At 52.9% G+C, this 17,208-nt stretch carries 14 protein-coding genes; 4 read left to right on the forward strand and 10 right to left on the reverse strand.

The window, feature by feature from the left end; translation table 11 throughout:
* The first annotated feature begins 117 nt into the window (after positions 1-117).
* The 4 genes from glcD to P0Y58_22590 all read left to right on the forward strand — a co-directional run bounded on the left by glcD (position 118) and on the right by P0Y58_22590 (position 5,476).
* Positions 118-1,617, forward strand: coding sequence for a glycolate oxidase subunit GlcD (glcD, locus tag P0Y58_22575; GenBank protein WEK29652.1), 1,500 nt, complete (start codon positions 118-120; stop codon positions 1,615-1,617).
* Complete coding sequence (gene glcE / locus P0Y58_22580) at positions 1,617-2,669, forward strand: glycolate oxidase subunit GlcE (protein WEK29653.1); 1,053 nt, start codon at positions 1,617-1,619, stop codon at positions 2,667-2,669. Before glcD ends, glcE begins: the two co-directional genes overlap by 1 nt.
* Positions 2,670-2,677: 8 nt before the next feature.
* Positions 2,678-3,949 carry a glycolate oxidase subunit GlcF gene (gene glcF, locus P0Y58_22585; GenBank protein ID WEK29654.1) on the forward strand — a complete coding sequence of 424 codons (1,272 nt, stop codon included), beginning with the start codon at positions 2,678-2,680 and terminating at the stop codon, positions 3,947-3,949.
* Between the two features lie 348 nt (positions 3,950-4,297).
* Positions 4,298-5,476 (forward strand): MFS transporter, encoded by a 1,179-nt coding sequence (locus P0Y58_22590; protein ID WEK29655.1) that lies wholly within the window; start codon positions 4,298-4,300, stop codon positions 5,474-5,476.
* 77 nt (positions 5,477-5,553) lie between these two features.
* On the opposite strand, the gene P0Y58_22595 is transcribed toward P0Y58_22590, so the two are convergent.
* The 10 genes from P0Y58_22595 to P0Y58_22640 form a co-directional block, all read right to left on the reverse strand.
* Positions 5,554-6,195, reverse strand: a complete 642-nt coding sequence (locus tag P0Y58_22595; GenBank protein WEK29656.1) for a TetR/AcrR family transcriptional regulator — start codon at positions 6,193-6,195, stop codon at positions 5,554-5,556.
* A gap of 123 nt (positions 6,196-6,318) precedes the next feature.
* The gene (locus P0Y58_22600) at positions 6,319-7,782 is read right to left on the reverse strand and encodes an APC family permease (protein ID WEK29657.1); all 1,464 of its coding nucleotides are present in this window, start codon (positions 7,780-7,782) and stop codon (positions 6,319-6,321) included.
* Between the two features lie 242 nt (positions 7,783-8,024).
* Complete coding sequence (locus P0Y58_22605) at positions 8,025-9,206, reverse strand: cytochrome P450 (GenBank protein ID WEK29658.1); 1,182 nt, start codon at positions 9,204-9,206, stop codon at positions 8,025-8,027.
* A 21-nt stretch (positions 9,207-9,227) separates the two neighbouring features.
* Positions 9,228-9,668, reverse strand: a complete 441-nt coding sequence (locus P0Y58_22610) for a flavodoxin family protein (protein ID WEK29659.1) — start codon at positions 9,666-9,668, stop codon at positions 9,228-9,230.
* A 51-nt stretch (positions 9,669-9,719) separates the two neighbouring features.
* Positions 9,720-10,970, reverse strand: coding sequence for an FAD-dependent oxidoreductase (locus P0Y58_22615; GenBank protein WEK29660.1), 1,251 nt, complete (start codon positions 10,968-10,970; stop codon positions 9,720-9,722).
* 506 nt (positions 10,971-11,476) lie between these two features.
* On the reverse strand, positions 11,477-12,988 hold the full coding sequence (locus tag P0Y58_22620; protein WEK29661.1) for a PucR family transcriptional regulator ligand-binding domain-containing protein: 1,512 nt from the start codon (positions 12,986-12,988) through the stop codon (positions 11,477-11,479).
* 141 nt (positions 12,989-13,129) lie between these two features.
* A complete protein-coding gene (locus P0Y58_22625; GenBank protein WEK29662.1) occupies positions 13,130-14,491 on the reverse strand; it encodes an MFS transporter in 1,362 nt (453 codons plus the stop codon).
* A gap of 44 nt (positions 14,492-14,535) precedes the next feature.
* Positions 14,536-14,883, reverse strand: coding sequence for a cupin domain-containing protein (locus tag P0Y58_22630; protein WEK29663.1), 348 nt, complete (start codon positions 14,881-14,883; stop codon positions 14,536-14,538).
* Between the two features lie 19 nt (positions 14,884-14,902).
* Positions 14,903-16,309 (reverse strand): FAD-dependent oxidoreductase, encoded by a 1,407-nt coding sequence (locus P0Y58_22635; GenBank protein WEK29664.1) that lies wholly within the window; start codon positions 16,307-16,309, stop codon positions 14,903-14,905.
* 536 nt (positions 16,310-16,845) lie between these two features.
* Positions 16,846-17,163: a hypothetical protein gene (locus P0Y58_22640; protein WEK29665.1), complete on the reverse strand. Its 318-nt coding sequence runs from the start codon at positions 17,161-17,163 to the stop codon at positions 16,846-16,848.
* Positions 17,164-17,208 lie beyond the last annotated feature (45 nt).

Raw genomic sequence — 17,208 nt, forward strand, 5'->3', positions numbered from 1 at the left:
TATCGACATGCTGGTCGCACCCGAGCAGTGTGGGACTAACTCCTGTTTTTGCCTGATGTACTTCTTCCGAACAGGGGCCGAAATCACACAAGAACAAAAGCCGAACACGAGTGCGCGATGAACATTCTCCATGATGAGCGTGTCGATGGTGCGTTGCCCAACATCGACAAAAATCAGGTGCTCGACCAGCTGTCCAGAGCCATGCCTGACCTCGAAATACTCTCCTCAACCGAGGAGCTCACACCTTACGAATGCGACGGCCTATCGGCCTATCGAGTCATGCCTTTGCTGGTCGTGATCCCGACCAGGATCGATCAAGTTCAGACCATTCTGAAAACTTGCTATGAGCTACGTGTGCCCGTCGTAGCGCGTGGGGCAGGTACCGGTCTATCGGGCGGTGCATTGCCACATGAGCGAGGCATCCTACTCGTGATGGCTCGCTTCAACCAAATTATCGAAGTGAATCCTCTTGGGCGTTTTGCGAGGGCACAGCCGGGTGTGCGCAATCTGGCCATCTCTCAAGCCTCCGCATCCCATGGTCTCTACTACGCTCCCGATCCTTCATCACAGATCGCTTGCTCCATCGGCGGCAACGTCGCTGAAAACGCAGGTGGCGTGCATTGCCTAAAATACGGATTGACCGTCAATAACATTCTCAAGGTCGAGATACTAACAATCGAGGGTGAACCCCTGACGCTAGGCAGCGATGCCTTGGACAGCCCGGGCTTTGACTTGCTGGCACTGTTCACAGGCTCGGAGGGTATGCTCGGCGTTATCACAGAAGTGACCGTGAAACTGCTCCCCAAACCGCAGGTCGCTCGAGTGCTGCTGGCAAGCTTCGACTGCGTAAAAAAGGCGGGCGCGGCAGTGGCGGACATCATCGCCGCTGGAATTATTCCTGGCGGTTTGGAGATGATGGACAACCTCTCTATCCGGGCCAGCGAGGATTTCATACACGCAGGCTACCCTGTAGACGCTGCTGCCATGCTGCTCTGCGAACTGGATGGAGTAGAAGCCGATGTCCAGGAAGATTGCGACCGAGTAAAAACCCTCCTGGAGCTAGCCGGCGCGACCGAAGTGCGCCTGGCTAAGGATGAGGCAGAGCGCGTGCGCTTCTGGGCAGGTCGAAAAAACGCATTTCCAGCTGTGGGGCGCATCTCCCCCGATTACTACTGCATGGACGGAACGATCCCTCGCCGTGAACTTCCACGAGTTCTCAATGGAATCGAGGAGCTTTCCAATACCTATGGGCTGCGCGTTGCAAATGTGTTCCATGCAGGAGACGGCAATATGCATCCGCTGATCCTCTTCGATGCCAACCAAGAGGGTGAGCTGGAACGCGCCGAAGCGTTAGGCGGAAAGATTCTTGAGCTATGCGTGGAGGTAGGCGGCAGCATCACCGGTGAACACGGGGTTGGCCGAGAAAAAATCAATCAGATGTGCGCTCAATTCAATGGGGACGAGATCACCCTGATGCACGCGGTGAAGCACGCCTTTGATAAGCATGGCCTGCTCAACCCAGGGAAGAACATTCCAACACTCAATCGATGTGCTGAGTTCGGCTCGATGCACATCCACCACGGCAACCTGCCCTTCCCTGAGTTGGAGCGCTTCTGATGCAGCACGATCATGACAACAGCGCGGATCTGCTGGAGCAGGTCAACTACGCGCTCAATGAGGATATCCCTCTACGCATTCAGGGAAGCAACAGTAAGCACATGCTGGGAGGGCACGTCGCGGGCGAAGTCCTCGATACCCGTATCCATCGCGGCATCGTTAACTATGATCCGACCGAGCTCGTCATCACTGCTCGCGCCGGTACTTCTCTATGGGAGATTGAAGCGGCGCTAGATCACGCTGGCCAGATGCTCCCATTCGAACCTCCTCATTTTGGCCCTGATGCCACAGTGGGCGGCATGGTTGCCAGCGGGCTCTCAGGGCCTCGCCGCCCTTGGGCCGGCGCCGTACGTGATTACGTCTTAGGCGTCCGGGTGATCATCGGGAACGGCAAACACCTGAAGTTTGGTGGCGAGGTCATGAAGAACGTAGCCGGCTACGACCTCTCCCGCCTCATGGCTGGCAGCTTTGGCTGCTTAGGTGTCATCACCGAGGTTTCGCTCAAAGTACTTCCCAAGCCGCGTACGTGTGCCAGCCTGTCGTTGGACATGGATCCTGCGCAAGCTCTGGCGAACCTCGCTCGCTGGGGACAACAACCGATTCCGATCAGCGCTGCATGCCACGATGGCTCTCTGCTGCACCTACGCATCGAGGGTGGCGAAGGTTCGGTGAGGTCGGCACTGAGCATGCTGGGCGGTGAGTCGCTGGAGAACAGCTACTGGCGAGACTTGCGCGAACATGACACCGATTTTTTCAAGAGGCAGGAAGGGCTGTGGCGTATCTCTCTGCCTAGCAATATTTCGCCTTACATCCTACCAGGGAAGCAAATACTGGACTGGGGCGGTGCTCAACGCTGGCTCAAGACTAACGAGGGTGCACAGGTGATCCGGGAAGTAGTCGAACAAGCGGGTGGGCATGCGACGTGTTACGCCCAAGGTGATGATTCCCTCCCTCGTGTATCGAAGGCGCTGATGAAGTATCAGAAGAATCTGAAGAACCAGTTCGACCCTCAGAACATCTTCAACCCTGGCCGCATCAGCGCGGAGGCATAGGATAATCAATGCAAACCGTACTTAGCCCAAAAGCCAAAGAGCTCCCCAGAGCAGAAGAGGCGGAGAAAATACTCCGTTCATGTGTGCACTGCGGATTCTGCACTGCTACATGCCCAACCTATCAGTTGCTCGGCGATGAACTCGACGGGCCGCGCGGTCGGATCTATCTGATTAAGCAAGTTCTCGAAGGCAATGAAGTAACCGCCAAAACACAGGAACACCTTGATCGGTGCCTGACGTGCAGGAACTGTGAAACGACCTGCCCATCGGGCGTTCAATACCACAACCTGCTAGATATCGGTCGTGAAGTGGTTGAGAAGGCGGTTCCACGCTCTCTTGCCCAGCGCCTGCTGAGAACCGGCATCAGGACGGTGATACCACGCCCAAGTTTGTTCAAGGCACTATGCTCGACTGGGATGGTTTTCAGACCCTTACTTCCAAGCAGCCTGAAGCGAAAAATCCCTCCGCTGCCCGAGCCGCCTAAAGAACGGCCTCGCCGGCACCATAAACGCAAGGTGCTGATGCTGGAGGGCTGCGTTCAACCCACGCTGTCCCCCAATACCAATGCAGCAGCTGCCCGGGTACTCGATAAATTTGGTATCTCGGTGGTAAGCGCGCCTGAAGCGGGTTGCTGCGGTGCTGTGGACTACCATCTGAATGCGCAAGAACGGGGCTTAGAACGTGCCCGGCGCAACATAGATAGCTGGTGGCCGGCAGTCCAGCAGGGCGCTGAGGCGATCGTGCAAACGGCCAGCGGATGTGGGGCATTCGTCCGTGATTATGGGCATTTGCTGGAGCACGACCAGGAATATGCCGAAAAAGCTCGAATTGTCAGTGCATTGACCAAAGACCTCGCTGAGGTGATCAGGGCCGAGTCGATTGAGAATTTGAACCCAAGCGCAAGTCAGCGCATCGCATTCCACTGCCCTTGCACGCTGCAGCACGCACAAAAATTAGGTGGCGCGGTGGAAGACATTCTCACTCGCTTTGGATTTTCATTGACCTCGGTACCCGATGGCCACCTGTGCTGCGGCTCAGCCGGTACCTACTCCATTACACAACCAGAACTATCAATGCGCCTGCGAGACCAGAAGCTCAAAGCGCTTGAAAGTGGCAATCCCGATGAGATCGTCACGGCCAACATCGGTTGTCAGACCCATCTCAGCGGAGCACGAAAAAAACCGGTTAGGCATTGGATTGAGATTGTTGAGGAAAGCTTAAATCCTCAACCTCAGCCTATCGAAAGCAGACCTGAAAATATGATACCCCCATTCGCCTAATATAACTTCCAACAGAATAAACGCCGAGAGAACCAGATTATTTAACTGTGCAATCTCGGCCCCAAAAAACACCCGGTAAATTATTTCTGATAAGAGCGCATTATCAGCCTTGAAAATAAATGCCGTTCAGTCACTTTTCAATCACATCTTCAATATATGCCTTTCGTTATGTTAACGTGCGCGCTGAGCAAAGGTTACAGGCACAAAACAGACAAGGCCCGGAACACGCTTAATTTATTTAGCCAGCTTTGAGCGATGGGGGGCAGCTAGCACCCAATACCTAACCGTACTCGTAGAGATCCAATCTCTTGAGTGCGGCTTTGCTCGTTACCGTATGAGGTGTGTACTTTGTCGATATTCAAAAGCCAGAAGGCGCTTGTAGAGCTCGCCCTTATCCTCGGCGTGTTCTCGTTATGCACCGGTGAGTTCGCCGTTATGGGACTGCTGTCAAACCTATCCACGGCCTTCGCTAAGCCTGAAACAACTGTCGCCCATCTGATCAGTGCCTACGCACTCGGTGTAGTGATTGGTGCTCCCATCATGGTGCTGGTTGGCGTATACCTCAAAAAACGTAATCTGATCCTGTTCCTGCTGGGCATTTACACCGTATCGAACGCGCTCAGCCTGCTCGCGCCAAATTACGAGACACTGCTGCTCTCGCGCCTTATCGCAGGATTCCCCCACGCAGCCTATTTCGGTGTAGCTGCGACGATTGCGGCATCCATGGCTCCTTTCAACAAGCGTGGCAAGGCAGTCAGCAGGATTCTGATGGGGGTCACAGCAGCGATTCTTATAGGCGCACCAGGTGCCACATTCCTCGGGCAAGCCATGGGCTGGCGGTGGGTATTCGGCAGCATTACCCTCCTCAGCGTAATGAGCTTGATACTGCTGTATCGTCATGCCCCTGAGGTGGAACAAGAGGCTCGGATGAATTTCCGGAATGAGATCGCCTCGTTCAAAAGCACCCAGGTTTGGCTCGCACTGGCCATCGGCGCCATTGGTTTCTCCGGCATGTTCGGTGTCTACAGCTATCTGGCTCCTACCGTGCTCCATGTGACCAAATTGGGCGAAAACTGGATTGCACCAATGCTCGCAGTTTTCGGTGTGGGCACCATGATCGGTAATTATGCCGGTGGCTGGCTATACGATAAGTACAAATTCGTCGCCGTGAATCAGGTGATGATTTTCAGCGTTGTAGTTCTATTCGCCTTCCCACTGCTGTCCCAGTCTGTAACCGGCATTATCTTCGGTGCACTCATGCTGGGCTGCATGGTTGCACTGACGCCTGCCCTGCAGATGCGACTCATGGACATCAGCAAGCATGGCCAGTCATTGGTAGCGGCATCGAACCATGCAGCGCTCAATTTCGCCAACGCCTTAGGGCCTTGGATCTGCGGTCAGGCGATCAATGCGGGATGGGGATGGACTTCAACGGGCTACGTGGGCGCAGCTATGGCGGTTGCAGGATGCCTCATTTACTCGCTAGCACGACTGCTAGAAAAGCGATCCAATGTGGTCTCTGGTTAAACGGCAACTGTTAGTCAGGACGCTTAAAATGGGCATCCTGACTAACAGTCACGATCGAAGAACCAAACAAAAAAACACTACCTCATTAGCTTTTCAGAAGCATTTAAGACATAGCCGACCGCACGATCTAAATCCTCTTCACTTCCATCCCAGTGCCACCAGGCACCTATAGTATCTACAAGCTTTCGCAGCGCGCGAGCGTTTCTAGGACAGTCTGCGCCCACCAGATCCTGCGCAACGGCAAAATACATGTGATCACAAAAATCTTCCCAATCGTCGACTTCAGACCGAAGAGCTTCTGGTAAAACTTTAGCAATTCTATCAGTCGCTATCAGCGCGTCCCACATATCGTTCTCAGGGCGCCGCAATTGTTGAGAAACATGAAACGTGATCAGTGCAGACCAATAGTCCTCAGGGGTTCGGCACTCTTGCACTGCATCACACAAAGCTTGCGCGAAATTATTATAATGCCACCTTAACGCGGCACAAAGTATCTGCTCTCGCCCCTCAGGGAAGTGGAAATAGATAGTCGGAGGTTTCACGCCAGCTGCGCTAGCCAAACTTCGCATGGAAACATTAGAAATGCCCTCAAGCGTAGCAACTCTAAGGAAGGACTCCAGGATAACCTGCTTACTTTTTGTTAACTCATTCCAGTCGAACGTATTCAGGTAACCCTTGAGACGTTCTAGCATATTCACAGTATATTGAGTGCTACGCATAATTCCCTACCATCGTGCTCGGCTCAGACAGTCGCGACTCACCTTAGCACACTATCACATACCAACTGCCAGTCATACATCACGCCTGAGTGAAACCCCACACCCAAGCGTGAGGCAAATCCTTCAATTGTGGGCTCGACCAAGCTTGGCAAAAGTTTCTGGCTTAGTTTTTTTATAGAACGAAGCTAAAACCATCCCCATTACTTGTACGAAAATTATCCCATATAGCATCCATACGCGCTCACCAGGCTCCCCACCGACTAATAGCTCAAAGTTTTCCGCCACCAAGACGATCAGTCCCACAAAGAAGACAGTTGAAATGGATGGAGCTAAGCAGGACTTAACGAAACTTGCATTCGCAAATCTTCCCTTTGTGAAATACCACATCAAAGCTGAAATATTGACCAAGGTCAGCAAACAGATAACGCCGGCTGTGCCCACACCAGAAAGCTGACCATAAAGAAGATCAGGATTTACTCTTAAAGCGATGAATGGCATCAGGACGATCAGAACAAGCACCGAAACCGAAAACGAAGCCTTGTATGGCGAACCATGCTTGGGGTGAACAGAAGCCAAAAAATTAGGGAGTGCGCCGTCCGTCCCGAGATTATACATGTACCGGGCAAGAACATTATGGATCGAAAGAATACAGGCAAATGAGGAAGTGAGAATCAAGGCGGATATCATTACGTGCACTGGCCCTTCAGAAAACCTAGCAAAAGCGCCGGTGAACATCGAGGCAGGAGAGTTAGATGCAACACTCTGGACACTGGTTCCATAAGCCATAATCATGGCAAACGCACAAAGTGTGTAAATCCCTCCAATGAACAGTACAGCTCCATAGGTCGCTTTTGGGATTGTGGTATCTGGCAGTTTAACCTCATCGCGAAATAACGCCGTAGCCTCAAACCCCATGAAAAAAGACACCACAAAAAGCATTGCAAACGGCAAGTTAACATCTGGCTTGTTGAGCTCACTTGGCGCGAATGCAGCAGCTGGAGAAATACTAGGTTCCCCGCCAATGAGAACACTCAAGGCAAAAATTAAGCACACTAGAACTTCGGCAATCATGACCCACGTCAGCACCTTTGCAGATAGCTCAACATTTAAATACCCTAAGACTCCTACCGCCAGCCAGCACCCAATTGCATACCAATACCACGGTAAACTTCCACCACTAATCTCGCGATTTAACTCAGCACAGGACACTCCAAAGTACGAAGCCACTCCCGTTAAAATCAGGAAATATGCAACCGCAGCCATCAATCCAGATCCAAGCCCAGCTTCTTTACCCAAGCCATGACTTATAAACGAATAGAAATCCCCTGGGCGTTTAACTGTAGTATTCAGTGTCACATACCCAACACTGAAAATCAGTATCATTGCAGTGACAAGCAAAAATGCAAGCGGGCTTGCAACACCACCAAACATGAGCGCAACAGGTATGTAACCTGAGACTGTGGTAAGCGGCGCAGAAAAAGCCAGCACCGTTAGCGCTAGACTTAGAGCGCCCATTTGACCCGTTAGCCGACTACGCGCCTCACCGGAAGCTCTAGTTGCTCCCCCTACCTCTGCAGTTATCGTCATAAAACGATCCTCGACAAGTATAAATTTAACGTCAGTTCGGCAGAAAAGGAGGCACCACGTTATTATTTATTTCACCGCAAATTTGCATAGACTTCAGAAATCAAAATATCAGTAACACCGGCTATGCAGCTTTTCAAAAATATCAGACAGCCTTTGATATTCTTTTTCACATTTCGCACCTTATAATTGACACGAAAACCAGCATTTGAATAAGAAATCAAGCTTCCATGCTGATCCAGACCCTATATTTTGAAGATCAGTGGCAGGGTTATGTAATTACGAATGCGGTCATCATTTAATGTCACAGGTTCTTCAGCAAGCTCAATACGTGAATACTTGCTAGCAATCACACCCAATGTAGCCTCAATTTCCGCCCTACTGATTACCTGACCAGCGCACGCGTGAACGCCTATGCCAAAGGAAACATGCTGACTGGCTTCCTGTGGTCTTGTGTGGTCGAAGCGATTAGGACGTTTGAAAACAGTCTCATCCCGATTCACCGCCGCCGTCATGAATCGAATGCAAGACCCAGCAGGAATCTTCACTCCTCGAATCTCTACCTCTTCGGTGGGATAGCGTGTAAAGGACTGCTCAGGTGGGTTCAAGCGAATGAACTCATTGATCATGGCCCCCCTGGACTGAGGCTCTGTACGGTAGAGATCGTACAGAGCAGGTTCTCTTGCAAAGTGTTCCAGGATCGAAGCTAATACGTATGCTGGATTTGGAGATCCGGAGAAGTAGAGCAATACCAAAGTCTGAATAACCTCTTTGTAGGTCATTTCGCCTGCTTGCTCAAGCTTTAGCATCCCATCGAGAAGCCCTTCCCCTGGCTTCGTCCTTTTTTCTTCAATCATCGATTGGCATTTTGCAAATAGCCACTCGAAGCCTTGTTTCGCCCGGTCTTTGTCAGCCTGTGTAGCTGCCGGTGTTTGCATTCCGACGATTTTTAGAGAATTGAGAGTAGCCAGATCAATGTCATCTTCAGCAACCCCTAAAACTCTGCACATGGTTACATGAGTAGGGACAACGCAAATATGATGATGAGCTTCTACATATCCATCCTCACCGATTGCCTCAAGTGCCAACTCAGTTACATAAACAGTGTGCTTTACCCATTCCTTAACCAATTTTGGTGTGAACCATTTATTGGTATGGCGCCGAATAGTTGTATGCTGGGGTGGATCATAGAACAACATCGTATCCAAGAACACATGCCAAACATGAGGCTGCACCCAGTCAGGTTCAACCATACTCATGGCCGGGTGCTTAACATACTTTATGTAATCTTCGTACCGAGAGACAACGAAAGTCCGTTCATTCTCTTGGTAAATTGGATAATCTCGCTGCAGCCGGGCATACCATGGGTAAGGATTGCGTCGAAAGTCCGGATGCGCCCAAGGCAAAACTTCATGTGTAATGTTCATTACGTCATCTCCAAAATTTAGTTATGGATACACCTTGCAAATCCAGTCTGATGCTGCCGCAGTGAGAGACATGCCGCTCGCTGCATCATGACGACCGACCTCCCCTCCAAGCGTAGCGCCAAGCTCAACCAACTTATTGGAAATGATATTAATTGCATTATTGTAATTGGTGTAAGTGCTATCACCCAACCCAAACGCGAAGAATTTAATTTTCCCGAGGTCTGGCTTTTCGTTATCCAGCACGTCAAAAAAGGGAATAGTGGTTTCAGGCAAATCGCCCTCACCATAGGTAGAGGTCAACACAATGACAGTTGAGTACTCAAGCAATACAGATGAGCTAACATCTTCCATCGACTGAACCAATACATCGACACCTTTACCGCCGAGAATATCGGCGATGTCATCAGCCGCCATTTCAGCATTGCCACTTTCAGTACCAAAAGTTACCAGGACGTTGTTCATACATTCACCTTTAATTCAGATCTTCCCAATCATTCTCCGCTCGTGGCTCACTCAAGTATCGCCGCGCGCCACTCTAATCATCGTCAACAGATCCCTAAGTTTATTCCGACACCGCCCTTGAACCGCGCTCTCTCGCTCATATTTATCAATACGACACCAGCCGTCATAATCAACAACGTTTGGTGAAAGCTCATGCATTATCGAGGCACGGCCTGTCTTTCCAGCTCTATTTATTCCGCCTTCGTAATCTTGGCAGATTTGATCGACCACAGACTTCGCATCTTTTCTATTTTCTGCCACGGTGCCTTTTGGCCCGCGTTTCAGCCAGCCGACCTTATATACCGAGGCCCCTACGCATTCATCCCCAGGAATTAACTTGTCTTGCCCGGCAGGGTTGGTGAATCCAATCGCGGTCACCACCGTATCGAATGCATCAACCCGTGGCTTTGCAGTGACTTTATCTTTACTATTGATTATCGTGCGCCCATCAATACAGTCTATTTCTTCCATGAGCACATCAAAAATCAATTCAATTTCAATATGCGACCCTTGATTAACCACACAGTTACTCTTATATTCTCGAAGCAGATCAGGTATAGCGCCTTCCTCGTCAGGTACATCTGCGAATTTTACACTGACACTTGGAAGCCTTAACAACTCTTCAAGCATAGACTTATCGCACTTGACTTGAGCAACTGAAGAACGACTGTACAACTTTATACATTTCAACCCTGATGCCTTCAGAGACATAAGAATGTCATCCGCCACGTCGGAGCCAGAAAACTCGCGACGTGACTTAGAAATCATCCTTAGAAAATCTATTGCTACATTACCACTTCCGATCACAGCAATATCGCGACCAAGTGCTCGTAGCTGCCCATCATTATCTTTAGGCAGACTATGTAAAGGATATCCATTCAGCGCTTTCAGAATTTGCCCTGCGCCAATCACACAAGCCTGCGGGTGGGTGGGGACGTCCAGAGACGCATCATGCTTCAAACCGGTTGCTAAAACCAAAACATCAAAAGACTCAGCAAGTTTTTGAAAAGCGATGTCTCGCCCTACGCTTACGTTCCCAAAAAACTTGACGTTACCCTTCTCAAACATTCTCTCGAACTGCTGAATAACGCCTTTGCTACCTTGATGGTCAGCTGCAATTCCATAGCGCACTAACCCGTACGGCACCGGCATAGCTTCAAAGATCGAAATCTCGGCTTCAGGCCACTTCTTCTCTAGAAACTGCGCTACGAAGCACCCAGACGGCCCAGCTCCGACAATGGCAACGGTTGGCGGTGTAGGCATTGAGATCTCCCAGGACACGGTGCTATGGCTCAGTAATGTAGAAACCGCTCGAACGTTCGTTCGGTCAATCATCACATAGCAAAGCACGTGCCAAGCCGATGCCACGCGCTTAGCTAGGAAAGGGAGGGCTCAACAACGAGAAAAGAACCAAAACGGTGCGGATTGACTCTTTAGTGGACGCATGCGGTGCACTGCTACTGGGCTACACGCTAGTAACACGCTCTCAGGAAAGGCGTGGTGTTTAACCGCGCGAGGTGCAGCCAACATCGCTGCCACCACCACTGGTTCAAAGATGACTGGTAGGTTTTACGAGCATCTCGTCATCGGCGTTGTCCTTGCGACGTTATTGCTGGTCTGAATAACTGCAAGCAATCGGCCGAGGCCGTTAGGCTACCCTTAGCCAAGCAGCTCCGATCGGCGTTCGCATGGTCAAAGAGCAGATCGAAATCGGTGTACAAACGAGCCATTAGACCCTAGGACGCCTGCACCTCCGAGTCGAATTGGCTTCAGGGCTGTAGCCTGGTGGTAGCGCTCATGGCGCCGATTTGGACATCGACTGCGATGTCCATTGACCGCAACGCTATCCACAACGCCACCACCCCTTCTGTGTCGTCCAATGATCGACCGGTAATTTCTTCGATCCGACGCACACGATAGATCAATGTCTGTTTGTGCACGTTCAGCATCTGCGAGGACTTTTGCCAAGAGCGATTTTGCTCCAGGAAAACCCGCAATGTATGGATGAGCTGGCTACCGTTCTGCGCATCGTAATCCGCCAGACCACCAATGACTCCACGGTACATCCTGTTGGCTTGCTCCAGATCACTGGGTAGCCAGAATGCTTCGTCCAACGCATTGGCGTAATCGACGATTTTGCGAGCTACCGTAGAGTGTGCAAGTGCAAGGCGAGCCTCTCGTAGTGCCTCAGGCGCCCTAAGCCCGGCCCCCAACACAGCACTAACGCCCAAGCTACATCCCAGCATCGCTTGCAGCGACTCGCAAACTGACGGATCGGCCACCAAGATGACCAGTTCATCTCCCGCCTGCCTGGCCAGCATTTTCATGCTCTGCCGGCTCAGCTCCATCTGCCAATTGTTCGGAGCGGCGTGATCCAACCGGGCAAGTACCAGGTGCGAGGAGCTAGGCGGACAGCTCAATTGCTCCAGACGATCCATTGCTGCTCGCTCGGTAAGCCGCATGTTCAGAAGATCATCTAGCAACTCTGAGCCCAGTCGCAACATCCGCTCGTGCTCACCCTGAACACGCTCCAGCTCGATTGCCAGCACCGAGGCGATATGATGGAGGATGCCATAGTCGAGCAACTGGCCGCCCGTTGCGAGGATCGCGCATTCTGGCAGCGCGGGGAGAGCCATGACCAATGCTTCACTGTCACCGTCATGACAGCGCGTCAGATCATAGGTGAGTCGTGCGCGTGAGCTGAGCACCTCGTGCCACCGCGTCGGCAAGAACTCGAGCCCCTCTTGCCATGGGCACAAGCTGCGCGTATCGAACAGATAGAGCTCCGCTGTTACATCGGCAGAGAGCCTCAGCAACAATCCGTTCAAACCGAGATGTCGTAATCCGATCCGAGCGCTCTCGTAGAGCCGCACCACTGCACGACGACGCTGATCTTCGGTTTGCTGCCTGGCATCGAGAATGGCTTTCGTGACGGCGGAAAAGGGCACGGAGTAATGGGTGATCAACACCGGAAAACCCAAAAGCGATGCCTGATCTAGAAGACCGGAGATATCATCCGGCGCCTGCATGTTCTCCCCGATCATCATGCCAGCCACTTTAGCGTCGGATATTCGCGTCACATAGGCGCTCTGCTGCTCAACCTCCCGGGGTATGCCCATCCCCGTGGTCATCAGCAGATCACCCTCCCCCAACCATTCGCTTGGGTCAGCCAGCTCACATACATGGGCCCAGCGCAAGGTTCGCTGAGTGCCTTCCATGCCCGTCAGCAAACGTGTGCGCAGCGATACGTTATCGATGATGTCCTGAATGCTGAAAGACATGGTAATGCTCTGCCAGGCTGAGGATGCAGAAACGCCCAGCGGCGTTGATGACAGGCTGCCAACAACACCGCTGGACTCAGATCCCACCCTAGCAGCGACGCCTGCTGGGCGTCGAGCCAGAACTGTACTTGAGGAGTTCAATCAGGTTGCCATGTTCAGCGACGCAGATTGTTGCAGCGATCGGCCTTTGGTTTCCGGTGCCCAGGCTAGGCAAACGAAGAATGCCAGCAGCGTAACTGCAGCACCGATCATCAGTGTCGCTTGCAGGCCAATGGACTCGATACCAACCGGCGTCAGGTATGTGCCTGCCGCTGCTCCGATACGACTGAAACCAACCGCCACACCGACCGCAGTGGCCCGAACAGAAGTTGGGAACAGCTCATTAGGGTAGATCCACTCCAGAATGCTTGGGCCACCCGACACAAAGGCGTAGAACGCAAAAGCGCCGATAATGAACCAGGCCGGCGCATCCGCCCACAGCCCCAGCGCGAAAAGCGGTACAGCCATCAGCGCAAACGGGACTAGCACCATAGGGCGACGCCCCCAGGTTTCCACGAGCTTCAGCGCTGGTATCACGCCGACAGCGAACAGCGTAGCGATCAGCAGCTCGCCCAAGGTCGACGCATTCACACCCTTGATACCAGCTGACATCAAGATCATGCCGCCGAAGGTGTAGAGCACATATTGAGGTGTAATCTGAGCAAAATAGAGCACACCACACATGATCGTGCGTTTCAGATATCCACCTGAAGAAATCATTTTCAGGTCTGCCAGCATGGAGCGTGGGCGCCCACCATCATTGAGCTCATCAATGTCATGTTGAGTGATCTTCACCGTCTTACCATACACCTGGCGAATGACCTCCTCCGCCTCTCGCACTCGTCCCTTGCTGGCAAGCCAGCGAGGCGACTCCGGAATACCACGGCGCATGATCACCACGATCAGACCGACCACTGCGCCACTGAACAGCATCCAGCGCCACAGCGAGTGATCGCCGCTGAATTTGACTACCAGATAACCCACCACGAATGCAGTCATCGCGCCGACCGACCAAGCAAGCCCCGAGAGGCCGATCATGAAGCCACGACGTTTGGACGGGGTGAACTCTGTGAGCAGTGAGGTAGCAATTGGATAATCAGCACCGACAGCCAAGCCGATTACGAATCGCAAGAGGATCAGCTGCCAAACGTCCGTCACGAAAGCACTCAGACCGCAGGCGACGATCAATACCGTCAAATCCAGCGCGTACATTGTCTCCCGACCGATCCGGTCGGTGACGGCTCCGAACACCGTGGCACCGAAAAAAATGCCCAACAACGAAGCGGCACCGATGAGACCAGTCTCGACTGGCGAGGCTGGGATGTCATGGGCGAAACCGATAAGCGCAATGCCAATCAGACTGAGGATGTAACCGTCCAGGAATGGGCCACCGCAGCAAGCCAGCAGTAACTTGCGGTGAAATTTGGAAACGGGCGAATTCTCGATGATATCGAACACGCTCATATAGCGACCTTTCTTATTGAAATTATGGGAGGTGCGAAGGCCATTCAGCCGACGATGAAGTAGTGTTTGGTAACGGTTTCCTCAATTTCCCAGACACCGGTTGTGTTCGGCGCGAAGTAAACGGCGTCACCCGCCTGGAAGCGAATGACCTCGCCTTCATCAGGCGTGAAAACGCCTTTTCCGCTAACGAAGTAGCTGTACTCCGCCTGCAGAACCTGACGTCGCCACGCGCCCGGCGTGCACTCCCAAACACCCAGCGAAAAACCTGGGTCTTCAACTGCTTCATCAAGTGCATGACGGGTTCGGGAGACCACGTCACCCTCGGGTTGGGCGACCGGTTTCCACGCTGAGAACGCAGCATCGGCAGCAAGGCGTTTTACTATTGGGGTCATGTCTTTGGCTCCTGTATGGTCAGGCTTTGTCTTCAAGTCCGGCGGGGGCAAGCCCTGCCAGCATTCGGTCAATGGTCGAGGGTCGAGCGCCGCTCATCTCAGCGCGCTCTTTGCGAATTACGGCGTTTCTGACGAGGCTGCCGCCCCAGTAGCGGAATGGCTCTGGTGGGAAGGTCTTGCAATTCCGCCCCACCAGTGGGCAAGTACTCCATTCGTCCTTTATCCCTAGCGCCAGGCTCGCCAGGATGCGGCCACCGAGTCGACTGGGGCCCACGCCGTTGCCACTCCAACCGATGCCGTAATGGATGTTCTGGTTGCCGCCTAAGGTGCCGAATACCGGCAGGCTGTCGTAAGTACGATCGATCGGCCCTGACCAGGAACTCGTAAGCGGAGTCGACGCTAGGCTCGGATAGGTGCGACGGAAGTCAGCTTCCGTTAGCGCTATGCTTTCTTCGTGCTGACTGAAGGTGTGGTCAATTCGCGACCCGTAAGCCAAAGCTCCTGTACCCTTGCCGAAGGCGATCCGGCCATCACGGGTAGTGCGGTAGTAGTCCACCATCAACTGCGAGTCGGTGATCGACTGCTGTCCTGTCCACCCCAACTGCTCCAACTTCAATGGAATTGGCTCAGTCACCACGATGGAGCTGTTCACTGGGACGATCAGCCTGGCCAGCTCAGGGATCGATGCGGCCCAAGCGTTGCTGGCAAGCACCACAGAACGAGCGTTCACGTGGCCATTGGTGGACTTCAGGCATACCGTGCTGCCCGGCTCGATGCTCTCAACAGGCGTCTGTTCGAAGATGCGAATGCCGGCCCGGATGGCAACCGCTCGCATACCACGAACCAATGCACCTGGCTGAACCGTGGCATTGCTACGCTCAAAAACCCCGGCCAAGTGCACGCCGGAGCCAGCCATATGGGCGACAGATTCCCCTGGCAGTCGCTCAAAGGGAGCGACCCCAAGACGAGCACACGTTTCAAGCGTGCTGTTCCAGCTGTCGATGTGAGATGGTGTGGTCGCCGTCCAGAGCCAGCCCTTACGAGCGTAGTGCGCATCGATCTGATGCTGCTCACAAAACTCACCCAATTCCGTAATGGCGTGCTCAGCAGCATTTGCCAAGAACAGTGCCTGTTCTCTGGTGCAGAAACTCAGCAACGAGCCAATCTTGGGCCACCAGGACATGACGAACCCACCGTTGCGCCCGGAAGCCCCACCGCCACAAATGTCCTGCTCCAGAATCACGACGTTGAGGTTGGGATCTCGCTCTTTAAGAGTGAGCGCCGTCCACAGGCCCACGAAACCGCCGCCCACGATAGCGACGTCGGCATTGCATTCGCCCTGCAAGGACGAAGTGGGTTGTAGGTTTTCCTCCAAACTCTGCAGCCAGTAGCTGCGCGTCAGAGGGCGAGAAGAGGCCAGGCGCATGGGATGGGTTCCACTGTGTTGTTTTTCACAGTCTCTCCTCGGGCTCGGCTCCCCACTATTGCGCGTTATTAAGAAGATGACACAAAGCTTTCATAACATCGGATGAAGACCAATATCACCTTCGCTTCTCGATCTTGGAATCGCCGACCTCCATGCCACGATTGGAAAGATTGATGAGCGTGAGCGCATTGGAAACTGATCCAGTTGATCTGAGGATTCGGTTAGCCGGGCGGCGCTTTGCGAGCAGGCTGCGCTTGGCTTCCATAACGACCACACTGCACCAGGCTCAGAGGGTCGCTTACTCCGAGAAGCGGCCTAGCAAGCAGAGCGCGCAGGCGTGAGGATGGAAGCCCGCAGGGCCGAGACAAGGTAAACCTGGGCTCGGTTCACAACAGCCGTGCCGTAGGTCACGCACTAGTTCTCTCAAGCATCCTGGCCGTCGGCGATTGCCCCACTGCCCAAAATTAGAAGAAATTATTCCTCAGCGATAATTATTGCCAAGTCATAATTTGACCTAATGAGGATCGGCTTAGCCGTTAGCTACGCTTGCCATCACCATCTCGAGTAGCTCCTATGACCCGACCGTAACCCTCATCACCTAAAATCGCATCACCTTCTTCATCGAACATCACGGCAAGCCACCGCTTCCGCTTCATTTCCGCCACTTGAGAAAAGAAGCAGGTTTCGCACAGATGAAGTTCGTACATTTCGCCGCAATGTGTTGAGCCCCTGCCCCATGAGGCGTGCATCTTGCCGTACTGAAGCTCGCCTTCGCCTTTTCGTGTAGACATCCCGCAGACATCGCACAACACGTCGATGACCGTATCGAGCTCACCCGCTTGCGTGACTTTCATTATCTACCTCCGCAAATGCTCCATCGTTTCGGTCTCAACTTAACC

The organism is Candidatus Pseudomonas phytovorans, assembly GCA_029202525.1.
GTDB lineage: Bacteria > Pseudomonadota > Gammaproteobacteria > Pseudomonadales > Pseudomonadaceae > Aquipseudomonas > Aquipseudomonas phytovorans.